Raw genomic sequence first — 14,175 nt, forward strand, 5'->3', positions numbered from 1 at the left:
GGCGCGGGAGATGGTGCGGCGTGACGGTGAAACCCCCGAGCGTCGCCGGCTGCTGGAGGATCTGGACAGGGAAGTCTTTGGGCGCAGGCCGGGGGAGATGAAGGCCGGGGCGTTCCTGCGCGGGTTTCTGGCGGCGCGCTGAGAGGGCGCCCGGGCCCCGGGCTGCGGCGCCGGAGTGAGGGGCGCTGCCCCTCACGCTCCCCGGGATATTTGGGGACAGGTGAAGGGCAGGAGGGGGACCGATACCATTGGTTCTCTTGTCACAAGCGGATGGCGCGGGCAGGATTTTGAGCAGCGCGCAAAATAAAGGGCGCGGTCAAGGGAGGGATTGCTAAAATGGGACTGCTTTCAAATCTGTTCGGTGGCGGGAGTGCGGCAGCGAAACCGAGCGCGCCGCGCTACAGCAACGTCCGTATTCATCCGGCGGTGGACAACGGCGTGAAGGCCGGATCGTCGGCCTTTTCCGGCGGTACGCTGAAATGCCATTGCGCCAGCGACAAGGTCGAGGTCGAGATCGGCGCGCAGACTGCGCATAATCATGTCTGCGGTTGTTCCAAGTGCTGGAAGCCCAAGGGCGCGACATTTGCCCAGATCGCGGTTGTTGGCAGCGACAAGGTGCGCGTGACCAAAAATGGCGAGAAGCTGGACCGGGTCGATTCGCATGCTGCGATCCAGCGCTATGCCTGCAAGGGCTGCGGCGTGCACATGTTCGGCCGCATCGAGAACACCGGGCATCCGTTCCACGGGCTTGACTTTGTGCATACCGAGCTTTCCTCTGCTTCGGGCTGGGCGGCGCCGGAATTTGCCGCCTTCGTGTCGTCGATCATCGAGGCTGGGTATGATCCGGCCAAGATGGAGTCCGTGCGCGGGCGTTGCAAGGAGCTTGGGCTTGAGCCCTATGACTGCCTGTCCCCGCCGCTGATGGATGCGATCGCGACCCACGTCGGCAAGGCGAATGGCAACCTCAAGGCCTGAGACAGCCGTTTGCGCGGGGGCAGGGCAGCGGTTGTACCCCCGCGCAGGATCCAAAGCGTTTTGACTGTACCCCCGGCCATGGGGGAATCGTCATTTGCGTTCAGATCTTTGAGTTGAGGCGCGCGATCGCATGTCCCAGGGTAGTCGAACCCGCATGCGCATGGCACGTGACAGTTGCGTGACGGGGGGCTTTCTTGCTAGCATCGGGGCAGGGAGGACTTTGCTATGAAACATGATCCGGTGGCGCAGCCCGCTGGTCGTATCCGATACGTGGTGATCGTGGACGACCATCCGCTGTATGGCGATGCGCTGGCTTCAGCCTTGCGCCATGTTTTTCAGGAGTGTCGCATCGAAACGACACGGTCTTTGGGCGAGGCGATGGCGCTGCTGGAGAGCGACGTGGCGCCAGATCTGGTGATGTTCGACCTCAAGCTACCGGATGTTACGGGAATCAGTGGGTTCCTGTCGCTGCGCGACCGCATTCCGGACACGCCCATCCTTGTCATTTCCTCGCTGACCTCGCTTGACGTGGTTCATGCGCTGATGGAGGCGGGGGCGGCGGGCTTCCTGCCCAAAGATGCCTCGGCCCAGGTGCTGAAATCTGTGCTGTTCGATGTCAGTGCCGGGCGCAAGTATCTGCCCAAGGAATTTCAGAAGGCGGCCAATGTCGATCCGGCGCGGCCCGATTGCCAGCAGGTCAATCAGAAGCTGGCCGACCTGACCCCCCAGCAGACCAAGATCATGAAGCTGATCTGTGCGGGCAAGCCGAACAAGCAGATCGCTTATGAGCTGAGCCTGGCAGAGGCGACGGTGAAGGCACATATCACCGCGCTGTTGCGCCGTCTGGGGGTGCAGAACCGCACCCAGGCTGCGGTGCTGGTGGAAAGCGGCAATATCGACGGTGCGGTGGGGGCGTCGGATGCGGATGCGCGCGCCTTCCTGAGCCAGTAGGGGCAGCGCATGCTGCATCGCCCGCTCAATGCGCCAACTTCGGTCGGGGTTGGTGTGTCTCATGTGCGCGGTGCGCGGGAGGCTGTGGCGGAGCTGGTGGGCCAGATCGATCTGCGCGAGGTCTGTCTGGCGCTGGTGCTGGTGCCCGAAGGGTTCAATCTGACGGCGCTTGCGCAGGAGCTGAACCGGCAGATGCCGGGGCTGCCGGTCTTTGGCTGCACCACGGCGGGCCAGATCACCCCGCGCGGTTATGAAACTGAGGCGCTGCAGATCCTGACCTTTCCCAAGCGGCATTTCCGCTGTGCGTCGATGCTGATCAATCCGCTGAAGCCCCTGTCGATCAAGAAGATCGCGGCGGATGCGCGCCGCCATGCGGCGCAGTTCCAGCGCACTGCGGGATGGAACAGGTTGGCGCTGATCTTTGCCGATGGGCTGTCCAAGCAGGAAGACATGCTGGTCGCCGCGCTGGAGCAAGGGCTGGGCGAGATGCCGGTCTTTGGCGGATCAGCGGGCAACGGCCTGAATTTTCGCGAGACCTTTGTGCTGCATGGCGGGCGCTTTCACACCAATGCGGCGCTGCTGCTGTTTCTTGAGACGGATCTTGAATTCACCGGGCTGGGGTTTGATCATTTTCTGCCCACGGACAAGCAGATGGTCGTGACCCATGCCATCCCCGAGGAACGGCTGGTGCTGGAAATCAACGGCGCCCCGGCGGCAGTGGAATATGCGCGTCTGGTGGGGGTGCCTGTGGACATGCTGTCGCCGCAGGTTTTTGCGGAAAACCCGGTGCTGGTGCGCAACCATCACAATTACCACGTACGTGCCATTCACACGGCGTCCGATTCCCATGCGCTGTCGTTTCTGTCGGCAATCGATGATGGTCTGATCCTGACGCTGGGGCGGGGCAAGGAGATCCTGCGCACGCTGGAGGCCGGGCTGGATGTGCGTGGTCCTGCGGGCACGCCGCCGGATTTCATCCTGGGATTCGATTGCGTGCTGCGCAAGCTGGAGGTCGAGCAGAAACAGCTGAGCGGCGCTGTGTCCGAGATTTTCCGCGACCATCGGGTGCTGGGGTTCAACACCTATGGCGAGCAGCATTGCGGCGTGCATGTGAACCAGACCTTTGTGGGCGTAGCGTTCTTTGAGCCCAGAAAGCGGGATCTGCATTGATTGATCCGAACGATCCGCTGGATGTTCAGGTCGAAAAGCAGGCCAGGATCATCGACGCGCTGGTCCGCCGGGCAGGGCGGCAGCATGATGTGGGGCAGTCCGCCTATGCGGCCTTTCAGTCTGCGATTGCCCTGCAGGGGCAGATCTGGGCCAAGACGCTGGATCTGGAACGCGCCAGCACCGAGCTGGAGCTGGTGCGCTATGACCGCGAGCGCACGCAAAAGAATCTGACCGATGCGCTGTCGGCGATGGAGGGCGGTTTTGCGCTGTTCAACGACGGCACGCTGCAGGTCTGCAACGATCTGTTCAAGACACTGCTGCCGGATATCACCGAGCGGATCCTGCCAGGGCTGGATATGGTCGGCTATTTCGCCGCGATGGAGCAGAGTGCGCATCTTGTGGATCCCGACAGCCGGTTGCGTGCCAATCTGGCCGAGGCCAAGACCGGGCCTTCGGGGGCTTCGCTGCTGTCTTTTGTCGTAGAGCTGTCGGGCGATCGGTGGTTCCAGATCAGCCAGCAGCGCACGGGTCTGGACAATGTGATCATCCTGCAGACCGAGATCACAGATGTGGTGCGCCAGAACCGGTCGGAAAAGGATCATCTGATCGACATGCAGGCGCATTACCTGCAGGCGGCGTTTGACAACATGTCCTCTGGCATCTGCACCTTTTCACGTGCGGGTCTGGTGATGATCCACAATGACCGTTTCCGCGAATTGCTGGGGCTGCCGTTCACGCTGATGCATCAGGGCACTTTGTTCACGCAGATCCTGGGGTTTATCCAGACCAACGGATTGCTGGTGGATGCGGATATCACCGACATCGACCGCTGGCCCTATCGTTTGCGCACCGAAGGACGCCTGCGCAAGCGGCTGCGCCATGGCGGAGGGCGGGTGCTGGATCTGCAGGCCAATCTGCTGCCGGATCGCGGCTTTCTAGTGGACATCAAGGATGTGACCCTGGCCGCCCGCGCGACAGAGATGCTGGAAAAGCGGGTGGAGGAGCGCACATCCGAGCTGACGCAGGCCAACGTGCGGCTGACCGCGCAGTACGAGGCGCAGGCGCGGGTCGAAGAGGAGTTGCGCCTCGCCAAGGAAGCGGCAGAAGCTGCCGTATCGTCCAAGACCCGGTTTCTGGCCGCGGCCAGCCACGATCTGCTGCAGCCGGTCAATGCGGCGAAGCTGCTGATCTCGACCCTTGTGGACATGTCGCGCGGATCATCCACCGCGCCGACGGTGGAGCGGCTGGACGGATCATTCGCGTCAATCGAATCCTTGCTGCATGCGCTGCTGGATATCTCGCGGCTGGAAAGCAGCGAAAGCGCGTTGACGGTGACGGATGTCAGTCTTGGCCCGCTGATGCAGGGGATCATCGAGGATCACGCGCCGGTTGCGGCCAAGAAGGGCGTGCGGCTGAGCGTGGTGCCATCCTCGGTCTGGGTGAAAAGCGATCAGCGCTATCTGATGCGGTCGGTTCAGAACCTTGTGGTGAATGCGATCCAGTATACCGAAAACGGCCGGGTTCTGGTGGGGTGCAGACGTAAGGGCGCGACTGTGGTGCTGCAGGTCTGGGACACCGGCATGGGGATTTCGCACAAGGATCAAAAGCGCATCTTCGAGGAATTCACCCGCGCCGACAATGTTCCGCCCGGATCGGGCATGGGGCTGGGCCTGTCCATCGTCGACCGCACCTGCCGCCATCTGGGGCACACGGTGTCGGTGCGCAGCAAGCCCGGGGTCGGGTCGGTCTTTTCCATCGAGATGGAGATGGTGCCGGGCCGCGCGCCGATGCCGGTCAGCGCCGACACCCTGCCAACCAGTTTCGACAATGACATGAACCTGATCGTGCTGGTTGTGGAAAACGACCCCTATGTGCTGTTTGCCACAACCCAGAAGCTGGAGACCTGGGGCGCGAGCGTGCTGGCGGCGAAATCGACTGAAGAGGCGCTGAGCCTTGTGCGTGACATCGGCATGGCGCCGGACATCATCCTGGCCGATTACCAGCTGGACGGTGATGACACCGGTGTGCAGGCGATCCGTCTGATCCGCGAAGAGACGGGCGTGCACGTTCCGGCCATCGTGATCACCGCTGACCGCGGTCCGGCGCTGATCCAGATCGGGGCGCGCAACGATTTTACCGTGCTGACCAAACCCGTGCAGCTGTCGCGGCTGCGCCCGCTGATCGATTGGAAAACACGCGAGCGCGCCGAGGCGTGACCCCGACAAAAGTAGCGCATGACAGCGGGCCTGTGCCCGGTAGGCTGCGCCCCGGAGGAGACAAACATGCTGAAACATCTGGCTTATGCGATGGTGGCTTTTGCGCTGGCGGTCACACCGGTCCTGGCGGCTGCCGGGGACGGCACGGCGACCTATGATCTGCTGTTCAAGGAGGGCACGCTGGACGACGTGCCGATGGATCACATCCTGCTGTACGAACGTTCGGTGACAAATACGCTGCTGCCCGAGGCAGGCCCCCGCGACACCGGAGAGCTTGAGCTGTCCTTTGAGGAGACCACGCCGCCTGAGGCCGCATTGCGATTTCTGCGCGACGGCAAGCACCGCAATCTTGGCGTTTTCCCGATGAGCGTGGGAAATCCGATCATCATGTATTTTGTCGAAACGACCGTGCGCGACATGGCCGAATCTGCAGGCGGCAGCCCCTTTTACATCCGCAACCGGGTGAAAGAGGCGCTGATCACCCCCACCGAGGTGCAGACAGGCGAGGCGATATATCAGGGCAAGACGGTGCAGACCCAGATTGTGACGCTGCATCCTTTTGCCGAGGATCCCAACCGTGACCGGATGCAGGGTTTCGGTGATCTGGCGCTGACTGTGACCATGTCGGACGAGGTGCCGGGCTGGTATCAGAAACTGGAAGCCACGGCGACGGGCAGCGACGGGCCGGTCTACAGTTCCGTGATGGCGTTCGACAAACTGGAGGAGGCGCCGCAATGAGAGGACTCGTGATCGCATTGACGCTGCTGGCCGGGTCGGTGTCGGCCCAGACGGTGGAACAGCGCCTGAACGACTATCCCACCGCAGCGCGGGCGGATTACGTCTTTGCCTGCATGGCGACAAACGGGCAGGGGCGGGATGTGCTCGACAAATGCTCTTGCTCGATCGACACGATCGCGTCGATCCTGCCTTATGACAACTATGTCGAGGCGGAAACGGTGTTGTCCCTGCGGCTGACCGGGGGCGAGCGAATGTCGATCTTCCGCTCTGCCGCCTTTGCCAACAACATGGTTGCCGATCTGCGCCGCGCCCAGGCCGAGGCCGAGATCGTCTGTTTCTGAGCATCGCCGTTCGGCGCATCCGTGAAGTGCAGCGGTCTGTGCTGTTTGTGCACAGACCCTGTTCGCCAAAAGCTGTTTCGCCAAAGATTTTGCGGATGTATATCCGCTGGCAGAGCGGTCCCGGACGGACTGCAGCCATATCAGGACTGTTTCGACATGAAGACCACCCCTTTGCAGACCATCTGGGCGCCGCGGATGCTGAGCGTTCTGCGCATCGTCGCCGCGCTGATTTTCTTTGAACACGGCACTCAGAAGCTTTTGGGCTTTCCTGTTTCGGATTTCCATCCGGAAATGTTCTCGATGCCCTGGATCGCGGGGGTGCTTGAACTGATCGGTGGTGCGCTGCTGATCATCGGCCTGTTCACCCGTCCTGTCGCCTTTGTGCTGTCGGGCCTGATGGCCGTCGCCTATTGGACTGCACATGCGCCGCAAAGCCCGTTTCCGGCGCTGAACGGTGGCGACGCGGCCATCCTTTACTGCTTTGTCTTCCTTTACTTCGTCTTTTCCGGCCCCGGACCGTGGAGCGTTGATGCGACCCGGCGCTGAGCTGTCGCTGTAGAACGCCCAAGAAGACAATCAGACTTGAACAGCGCCTAACCGGATTGGTCGGGCGCTGTTTTTGCATGTTCGACGTCTTTTTTAAGTTTCACCTCGGGACAGTCGGTCAGCCCTGCGCATCCTTGGGCAGGGTGTGTTCGAACACGTTTCCTTCGGTATCGGTGGCACGCACCCGCAGGTCTGTTGCGCCGTTGTCGGTATACTGAAACCGGAAGACCGGGTTTTCGCTGACCGAAATGCCGCCCTCCATCGTCCAGAGCATGTCGTCGCCCTGAAACACCTCAATCCGGTCGATGAAATGGGCCGGGATAAACAGCTGGGTGATCTGATCGCGCTGCAGCCCGGAATAGTTCGGGTGGCGGATCATGATCTGCGCCTCGCGGCGCGGTGTGGACATCTGCGGCTGATCAAACGGGCGCAGGCGCATCTGACCCATGGAGGCGAGCGCAAGTTCCGGGTTCTTGGACGCCGGGGCGGAGCAGCCGCCCGACGCCTTGACGAAGCGCCCGGTCATCAGCAGGCCGCTGCCCGTGTCGGCAATGACGCGTACGTTGGAATACTGGTTGACGCGCACCCGCAACTCCATATCGAGCGGGGCCATTGCGGGGCCGTAGGTGAATTCGGCCGCCAGCGGCGCGGGGTTTTCGTCGATCACCACCTTGAGGCTTTTGATATCGGTGCTGGGGTCGGTCTGGGTGATGTGGATCGGCACGGTGGCGGCATCATCGGCGCGGTAAGGCGCATCGACGTTGAACACGCCGCCGCCATCCGCGATCTCTGCATCGCCGGTGATATCGCCGCGTAGGTCTGTCCAGCTTTCGCTTGGCGTCAGGGCGGTCTGGGCGGTGTCGGATGCGGCGCTTGCCGGGCCTGCGATCAGCACAGCGAGCGCAACGGCATGGAACAGTTTCATGTGTGAGGTCCTCCTCCTCGGGCGCCCCGGAGGGCGTATCGACGGTCTATGCCACAAAATCCGTCAAAAAGACATTAGATCCTTGGTCTGACTGGATCGACTTTGCGCGACCGCGCAGTCTGATCCTGCGCCGGGGAGGGTGTGTGACATGTTCGAAGCTGTGGTGACGCTGTGTGTGATGGGGGGCGACCCTTGCCGGGAGGCGCTGCTGGCGGGATACGAGGCGGCAGAGGTTGCGGGCTGCGCGGCGGGGCTGGTGGCCGCGCCACCCGATCTTGGGCCTTTTGCGGGCTATGTTCTGCGGAAGAGTCCGCACTGCGCACCTGCGGCGGATATGCTGGCGTTCACGGAGGTGGCGCCGGGGGTGTTCCTGCATCGTGGGTTGATCGAAGAGCCCGCTGTCGGAAACGGTGGGGATGTGGCGAACATCGGTTTTGTGATCGGCGAGATCTCTGTCGCGGTGATCGATTCGGGGTCCGCGCGCTGGGTGGGAGAGGCGGTCTGGCGGGCCATCCGCGCGCAGACGGACCTGCCGGTAAGCCATGTGATTCTGACGCATATGCACCCCGATCATGTGCTGGGCGCGGAGGTGTTCGCCCAGACCGGCACCAAGGTCGTAGGGCATGCCGGGCTAAACCGCGCGCTGGCCGACCGGCGCGCGAATTATCTGGACAGTCTGACGGATCTGATCGGACCCGCGCAGTTCATCGGGACGGAAACGGTGCGTGTCGATATACCGGTGGGGGGTGAGGGCGAGATTGATCTGGGCGGGCGTCGGATTGCGCTGCGTGCCTGGCCGCTGGCGCATACCGGCACGGATCTGACGGCGCTGGATCTGCAGTCCGGCCTGCTGTTCACTGGGGATTTGGTGTTTGACGAACATACGCCCGCGCTGGACGGGTCTGTCATCGGCTGGCAGACTGTGTTGGCAGAGATGTCAGATCTGCGGGTCACGCAGGTCATGCCGGGGCATGGCGGACCGCTGCTGGACTGGCCCGCTGGGGCCGCCCCGATGCTGCGCTATCTGTCGGTTCTTGCGGCGGATACGCGCGCGGCAATCGCGGCGGGGCGGCGGTTGGGGGATGCGGTGCGGACCATTGCGCAGTCCGAGGCGGCGCATTGGAAGCTGTTTGATGCTTTCAATGCGCGCAATGCCACGGTGGCCTTTACCGAGCTGGAATGGGAGTAGTGCCGAGGCAGCGGCGCGGATTGCCTCAGCTCTGGGACACGTCGATCAGCATCTGCGCAATGGCGTAGAGGCGTTTTTCCAACAGAACAGGTGTTTCACAGACATAGGTCAGCGACTTCTGCCGGTCGGTATAAATTCTCTCGTCCCAGTCAACCTGCTCTTCAAGTTTGTCGACCTTGTCATAGTCCGGCTCTGCCGTTGCCATCAGCGTATCCATTTCGGTGCGCGCAGTGTCGATCCGTTCGGACATTGCGATCTGCTTGAGCGAAAAATCCTCGATCCCGCGCATGATTAGGGTGCGCCGCGCGGCGAGCCGGTCAAAGACCTTTTCAAACACATGGCCCATCAGCGCGTCGTCCTGGCCGTGTTTGGCGGCAAAGGCGTTGATATAGCGCTGCGCCTCGTCCAGATCGACCCGGCGCAACACCAGACGCGCCGCGAGCTCATCGACTTCTGTGGCCAGTTCCGGTGTCATCTTGATCTGTGCGATCTCACGCGGCCACATGAGCCCGACGGACAGGTTTTCTACCTTGCGCTGGATACAGGGCCAGGTTGGATCGGAAAAGTCGGCAGCCTGGACCGGGGCTGCAAGACCCAGAAAAACAAGGCTGGCCGCCCATTTGCAAAGGTGTTTCATGTGCTCTCTCCCTATGGGGGGACTATGCGCGAGGGCCGGTTGCCTGTCCACAACCCGCAATACCAACCATTGTCGCAGTTGTTCGGTTGATGCCCCCTTTTATAGTGCTATTCAACGCCATTAGAGCGAACCTAATTTGTGGAGGAAAAGGCATGCGCACACGTGCAGCCGTGGCCCTAGAGGCCGGCAAACCGTTGGAAGTCATGGAAGTGAACCTTGAAGGGCCGAAGGCTGGTGAGGTTCTGGTCGAGATCAAGGCGACAGGTCTGTGCCATACTGACGAATTCACCCGCTCCGGAGACGACCCTGAAGGCATCTTCCCCGCGATTCTGGGTCATGAAGGCGCTGGTGTTGTGCTGGAAGTGGGCGAGGGCGTTACCAGCCTGAAGCCGGGCGACCATGTCATTCCGCTCTACACACCGGAATGCCGTGAGTGCGAATATTGCCTGTCGGGCAAAACCAACCTGTGTCAGGCGATCCGCGTGACGCAGGGCAAGGGTCTGATGCCGGACGGCACCACGCGCTTTTCCATGCTGGATGGCACGCCGATCTATCATTACATGGGCTGCTCGACCTTCGCGAACCACACGGTTCTGCCGGAGATCGCGCTGGCCAAAGTGCGCAAGGATGCGCCCTTTGACAAAATCTGCTATATCGGTTGCGGCGTCACCACAGGCATCGGTGCGGTAATCAACACCGCCAAGGTCGAACTGGGCAGCCGCGCGGTTGTCTTTGGTCTGGGGGGCATCGGTCTGAACGTCATCCAGGGTCTGCGCCTTGCCGGTGCGGATCAGATCGTGGGTGTTGATCTGAACGACGACAAGGAAGAGATGGCGCGCCATTTCGGCCTGACCGATTTCGTGAACCCCAAGAAGGTCGACGGCGATATCGTGGCGCATCTGGTCGAGCTGACCAAGGGCGGCGCGGATTACACCTTTGACGCAACGGGCAACACGACCGTCATGCGGCAGGCGCTGGAGTGCGCGCACAAGGGCTGGGGCACCTCGATCATCATCGGTGTGGCCAAGGCCGGCGCCGAGATTTCGACACGTCCCTTCCAGCTGGTCACCGGGCGCAACTGGCGCGGGACTGCGTTTGGTGGTGCGAAAGGCCGGACCGACGTTCCCAAGATCGTCGACTGGTACATGGACGGCAAGATCGAGATCGATCCGATGATCACGCATATCCTGACACTGGACGAGATCAACCACGGTTTCGACCTGATGCACGAAGGCAAGTCGATCCGCGCCGTGGTGGTGTTCTGATATGAGCCTTGAGGTCATCTCGGAACACAGGTGCTTTGGGGGGGTGCAGGCGGTTTACACGCACCCGTCAAATACCTGTGGAGTCGAGATGACCTTTGCGGCCTATATTCCGCCGCAGGCAAAGGATGGTCCGGTGCCGGTGCTTTGGTATCTCTCCGGACTGACGTGCAGCCATGAAAACGCGATGACCAAGGGCGGTTTTCAGGAACATGCCGCCCGCCGTGGCATCGCGGTGATCTATCCCGACACCTCGCCCCGTGGCGCGGCTGTCGCGGATGACAAGGCCTATGATCTGGGTCAGGGCGCCGGATTCTACGTCAATGCGACGCGTGATCCTTGGAGGCCGCATTTCCGAATGTATGACTACATCGTGTCCGAGCTGCGTTCGGTTGTGGTGGACAACCTGCCGGTTCAGGACCGTCATGGCATAACCGGGCATTCCATGGGGGGACACGGAGCTTTGACTATTGCCTTGCGCAATTCTGAGCTATTTGACTCTTTGTCAGCATTTGCACCCATCGCACATCCGACCCAGTCGGATTGGGGCCGCAAACAGCTGAGCGCCTACCTGGGCGATGACGAATCCGCCTGGTCCTGCCACGATTCTACCATCCTGCTCGAGGAGCACGGCTGGAAAGGGGATATCCTGATTGATCAAGGTGCGAATGATCAGTTTCTGGAGCTGCTGAAGCCCGAAGCCTTGGCAGATGTCATGGCACGGCGCAGGCAGCCCGGGCTGGTGCGCATGCAAAAGGGGTATGACCATTCGTACTACTTTATTAACACCTTCGCGTGTGATCATGTAGATTGGCACGCCGAAAGGCTGCACCAAACACGGCACTAGGAAAGGAATGACATGTTTGTCAAAATGTTCAGCACGGTATGCCTTTTGGCGATGACGGCAGGGTTTGCCTCCGCACAAGACATTACCGGCGACGCCGCCAAAGGCGAAAAGGTTTTTCGCAAGTGCATGGCATGCCATGACACCGGCCCCGGCGCCAAGAACAAGGTCGGCCCGCATCTGGATGGCGTCGTAGGCCGTCATGCGGGCGCGATCGAGGATTTCAGCTATTCGGACGCGATGAAAGCCAAGGGTGACGAGGGTCTCATCTGGACGCCTGAACATCTGGCCGAGTTTCTGGAAAAACCGCGTGATTACGTAAACGGGACAAAGATGTCCTTTGCCGGTCTTCGCAAGGAAGACGAGCGTGCAGACGTGATCGCCTATCTTGCGACCTTCAAGGCGGACGGGGAGGGATCCTGACGCAGTGAAGACCTGCATCTGACCGGTCGGAGGAAATACGGAGCCGGTCGGATGTGAAGACACCCTTTGGTCATTGCCCACTCTTGATGGGGCAAGCCGGGGGGTGGCCATTATGGCAAGACGTCAACAAGGGAGTTGGAAATGAAAAAGCTTTTTGCTTTGACTTCAGGGATCGCACTCTGCGCCGGCATGGCCGCAGCGAACGAAGACCTGTCAAAGATGATGGAAGACCCCGGTCAGTGGGTGATCCAGACCGGTGACTACAAGAACCAGCGTTATTCCAAGCTGGATCAGATCAACAAGGACAACGTCGGAGACATGCAGGTCGCCTGGACCTTCTCGACCGGCGTTCTGCGTGGTCACGAAGGGTCGCCGCTGGTGATCGGCGACACGATGTATCTGCACACACCGTTCCCGAACATCGTCTACGCGCTGGATCTGGCCAATGACGGCAAGATCAAGTGGAAGTACGAGCCCAAGCAGGATCCGGAAGTTATCCCGGTCATGTGCTGTGACACTGTAAACCGCGGTGTGGCTTATGCTGACGGCAAGATCTTCCTGCATCAGGCTGACACGACTGTTGTTGCGCTGAACGCCGAAACCGGTGCTGTCGAATGGTCCGTGGCAAACGGCGACGCGTCCAAGGGCGAAACCAACACCGCGACCGTCATGCCCGTCAAGGACAAGATTCTTGTGGGGATCTCCGGCGGTGAATTCGGTGTGCGCGGCTCGCTCACAGCGTACAACATCTCGGACGGTTCGCTGGCATGGCGCGCCTATTCCATGGGCCCGGATTCGGACATCCTGATGGATCCCGAAAACACGATGAACCTGGGTAAGCCGGTTGGCGAAAACTCGGGCACGAACACCTGGGAAGGTGATCAGTGGATGATCGGCGGCGGCACCACATGGGGCTGGTATTCCTACGATCCCGAGCTGAACCTCGTGTATTATGGCACCGGCAACCCGTCGACCTGGAACCCGGCGCAGCGTCCTGGCGACAACCGCTGGTCGATGACCATCATGGCACGCGACGCCGACACCGGCATGGCCAAGTGGGTTTATCAGATGACCCCGCATGACGAGTGGGACTATGACGGCGTCAACGAGATGATCCTGACGGAGCAGACCATTGACGGGCAAGAGCGCAAGCTGCTGACCCACTTTGACCGCAACGGCCTGGGTTACACCCTTGACCGCGTGACCGGTGAACTGCTGGTTGCCGAAAAGTTCGACCCGGCCGTGAACTGGACCACGGGCGTCGTGATGGACAAGGAGTCGCCCGAATACGGTCGTCCCCAAGTCGTCGCACAATACTCGACCGAACAGAATGGCGAAGACGTGAATTCCACCGGCATCTGCCCGGCGGCTCTCGGCTCCAAGGATCAGCAGCCTGCTGCTTATTCCCCGAACACCGAACTGTTCTACGTGCCGACCAACCACGTCTGCATGGATTACGAACCCTTCCGCGTGTCCTACACTGCCGGTCAGCCCTATGTCGGCGCGACGCTGGCCATGTATCCGGCACCGGAAAGCCATGGCGGCATGGGTAACTTCATCGCCTGGGACGGCAAGAAGGGTGAGATCAAGTGGTCCATCCCCGAGCAGTTCTCGGTCTGGTCGGGCGCTCTTGCGACAGCTGGCGACGTCGTGTTCTACGGCACGCTTGAAGGCTATCTGAAGGCTGTAGATGCCAACACGGGTGATCTTCTTTACAAGTTCAAGACACCGTCGGGCATCATCGGCAACGTGATGACCTACACCTATGATGACCAGCAGTTTGTTGGCATCCTGTCGGGTGTCGGTGGCTGGGCGGGTATTGGTCTGGCCGCTGGTTTGGCCAACCCGAACGATGGTCTGGGCGCCGTGGGTGGTTATGCCGCACTCAGTGACTACACCGCGCTTGGTGGTCAGCTGACCGTGTTCAAACTGCCTAACTAAGGTTCTAACCAAATGGG

14 protein-coding genes are annotated in these 14,175 nt (G+C 61.1%); 12 read left to right on the plus strand and 2 right to left on the minus strand.

The genetic code is table 11. From position 1 onward, the window contains the following. The first annotated feature begins 336 nt into the window (after positions 1-336). The 7 genes from gfa (at position 337) to P775_RS04480 (ending at position 6,937) form a co-directional block, all read left to right on the plus strand. Entirely contained in the window at positions 337-975 is a 639-nt protein-coding gene (gene gfa / locus P775_RS04450; protein WP_099909835.1) for an S-(hydroxymethyl)glutathione synthase, read from the plus strand. 225 nt (positions 976-1,200) lie between these two features. Next, complete coding sequence (locus P775_RS04455) at positions 1,201-1,926, plus strand: response regulator (protein WP_099909836.1); 726 nt, start codon at positions 1,201-1,203, stop codon at positions 1,924-1,926. Positions 1,927-1,935: 9 nt separating this feature from the next. After that, positions 1,936-3,096, plus strand: coding sequence for an FIST N-terminal domain-containing protein (locus P775_RS04460; RefSeq protein ID WP_099909837.1), 1,161 nt, complete (start codon positions 1,936-1,938; stop codon positions 3,094-3,096). Continuing rightward, positions 3,093-5,312 (plus strand): ATP-binding response regulator, encoded by a 2,220-nt coding sequence (locus tag P775_RS04465; RefSeq protein WP_099909838.1) that lies wholly within the window; start codon positions 3,093-3,095, stop codon positions 5,310-5,312. Before P775_RS04460 ends, P775_RS04465 begins: the two co-directional genes overlap by 4 nt. Before the next feature lie 66 nt (positions 5,313-5,378). Beyond that, positions 5,379-6,050: a hypothetical protein gene (locus P775_RS04470; RefSeq protein ID WP_245875565.1), complete on the plus strand. Its 672-nt coding sequence runs from the start codon at positions 5,379-5,381 to the stop codon at positions 6,048-6,050. Continuing rightward, positions 6,047-6,391, plus strand: coding sequence for a hypothetical protein (locus P775_RS04475; protein WP_099909839.1), 345 nt, complete (start codon positions 6,047-6,049; stop codon positions 6,389-6,391). The genes P775_RS04470 and P775_RS04475 overlap by 4 nt, the downstream gene beginning before the upstream one ends. Positions 6,392-6,547: 156 nt before the next feature. Then, complete coding sequence (locus P775_RS04480; RefSeq protein WP_099909840.1) at positions 6,548-6,937, plus strand: DoxX family protein; 390 nt, start codon at positions 6,548-6,550, stop codon at positions 6,935-6,937. 118 nt (positions 6,938-7,055) lie between these two features. Here P775_RS04480 and P775_RS04485 read toward each other — a convergent pair whose 3' ends face one another. Further along, positions 7,056-7,862, minus strand: coding sequence for a quinoprotein dehydrogenase-associated SoxYZ-like carrier (locus P775_RS04485; RefSeq protein WP_099909841.1), 807 nt, complete (start codon positions 7,860-7,862; stop codon positions 7,056-7,058). Positions 7,863-8,010: 148 nt separating this feature from the next. On the opposite strand from P775_RS04485, the gene P775_RS04490 reads away from it, so the two are divergent. Beyond that, positions 8,011-9,051, plus strand: a complete 1,041-nt coding sequence (locus P775_RS04490; RefSeq protein ID WP_099909842.1) for a quinoprotein relay system zinc metallohydrolase 2 — start codon at positions 8,011-8,013, stop codon at positions 9,049-9,051. A gap of 25 nt (positions 9,052-9,076) precedes the next feature. On the opposite strand, the gene P775_RS04495 is transcribed toward P775_RS04490, so the two are convergent. After that, positions 9,077-9,688: a hypothetical protein gene (locus P775_RS04495; RefSeq protein WP_099909843.1), complete on the minus strand. Its 612-nt coding sequence runs from the start codon at positions 9,686-9,688 to the stop codon at positions 9,077-9,079. A 152-nt stretch (positions 9,689-9,840) separates the two neighbouring features. Between P775_RS04495 and P775_RS04500 the strand changes: the two genes are divergently transcribed. The 4 genes from P775_RS04500 (at position 9,841) to xoxF5 (ending at position 14,158) form a co-directional block, all read left to right on the plus strand. Beyond that, entirely contained in the window at positions 9,841-10,953 is a 1,113-nt protein-coding gene (locus P775_RS04500) for an S-(hydroxymethyl)glutathione dehydrogenase/class III alcohol dehydrogenase (protein WP_099909844.1), read from the plus strand. A 1-nt stretch (position 10,954) separates the two neighbouring features. Beyond that, a complete protein-coding gene (gene fghA, locus P775_RS04505; RefSeq protein WP_099909845.1) occupies positions 10,955-11,797 on the plus strand; it encodes an S-formylglutathione hydrolase in 843 nt (280 codons plus the stop codon). Between the two features lie 12 nt (positions 11,798-11,809). Then, the gene (locus tag P775_RS04510) at positions 11,810-12,217 is read left to right on the plus strand and encodes a c-type cytochrome (protein WP_099909846.1); all 408 of its coding nucleotides are present in this window, start codon (positions 11,810-11,812) and stop codon (positions 12,215-12,217) included. 141 nt (positions 12,218-12,358) lie between these two features. Continuing rightward, the gene (gene xoxF5 / locus P775_RS04515) at positions 12,359-14,158 is read left to right on the plus strand and encodes a lanthanide-dependent methanol dehydrogenase XoxF5 (RefSeq protein WP_099909847.1); all 1,800 of its coding nucleotides are present in this window, start codon (positions 12,359-12,361) and stop codon (positions 14,156-14,158) included. Positions 14,159-14,175: the final 17 nt, after the last annotated feature.

It is taken from the genome of Puniceibacterium antarcticum, from assembly GCF_002760615.1.
GTDB lineage: Bacteria > Pseudomonadota > Alphaproteobacteria > Rhodobacterales > Rhodobacteraceae > Puniceibacterium > Puniceibacterium antarcticum.

Bases quoted from the DNA above. Each gene is read 5' to 3' on its own strand.
- gfa (WP_099909835.1), top strand. From the start codon at position 337: ATGGGACTGCTTTCAAATCTGTTCGGTGGCGGGAGTGCGGCAGCGAAA.
- P775_RS04510 (WP_099909846.1), top strand. From the start codon at position 11,810: ATGTTTGTCAAAATGTTCAGCACGGTATGCCTTTTGGCGATGACGGCA.
- P775_RS04460 (WP_099909837.1), top strand. From the start codon at position 1,936: ATGCTGCATCGCCCGCTCAATGCGCCAACTTCGGTCGGGGTTGGTGTG.
- P775_RS04485 (WP_099909841.1), bottom strand. From the start codon at position 7,862: ATGAAACTGTTCCATGCCGTTGCGCTCGCTGTGCTGATCGCAGGCCCG.
- P775_RS04495 (WP_099909843.1), bottom strand. From the start codon at position 9,688: ATGAAACACCTTTGCAAATGGGCGGCCAGCCTTGTTTTTCTGGGTCTT.
- fghA (WP_099909845.1), top strand. From the start codon at position 10,955: ATGAGCCTTGAGGTCATCTCGGAACACAGGTGCTTTGGGGGGGTGCAG.
- P775_RS04490 (WP_099909842.1), top strand. From the start codon at position 8,011: ATGTTCGAAGCTGTGGTGACGCTGTGTGTGATGGGGGGCGACCCTTGC.
- P775_RS04470 (WP_245875565.1), top strand. From the start codon at position 5,379: ATGCTGAAACATCTGGCTTATGCGATGGTGGCTTTTGCGCTGGCGGTC.
- P775_RS04480 (WP_099909840.1), top strand. From the start codon at position 6,548: ATGAAGACCACCCCTTTGCAGACCATCTGGGCGCCGCGGATGCTGAGC.
- P775_RS04500 (WP_099909844.1), top strand. From the start codon at position 9,841: ATGCGCACACGTGCAGCCGTGGCCCTAGAGGCCGGCAAACCGTTGGAA.
- P775_RS04475 (WP_099909839.1), top strand. From the start codon at position 6,047: ATGAGAGGACTCGTGATCGCATTGACGCTGCTGGCCGGGTCGGTGTCG.
- P775_RS04455 (WP_099909836.1), top strand. From the start codon at position 1,201: ATGAAACATGATCCGGTGGCGCAGCCCGCTGGTCGTATCCGATACGTG.
- xoxF5 (WP_099909847.1), top strand. From the start codon at position 12,359: ATGAAAAAGCTTTTTGCTTTGACTTCAGGGATCGCACTCTGCGCCGGC.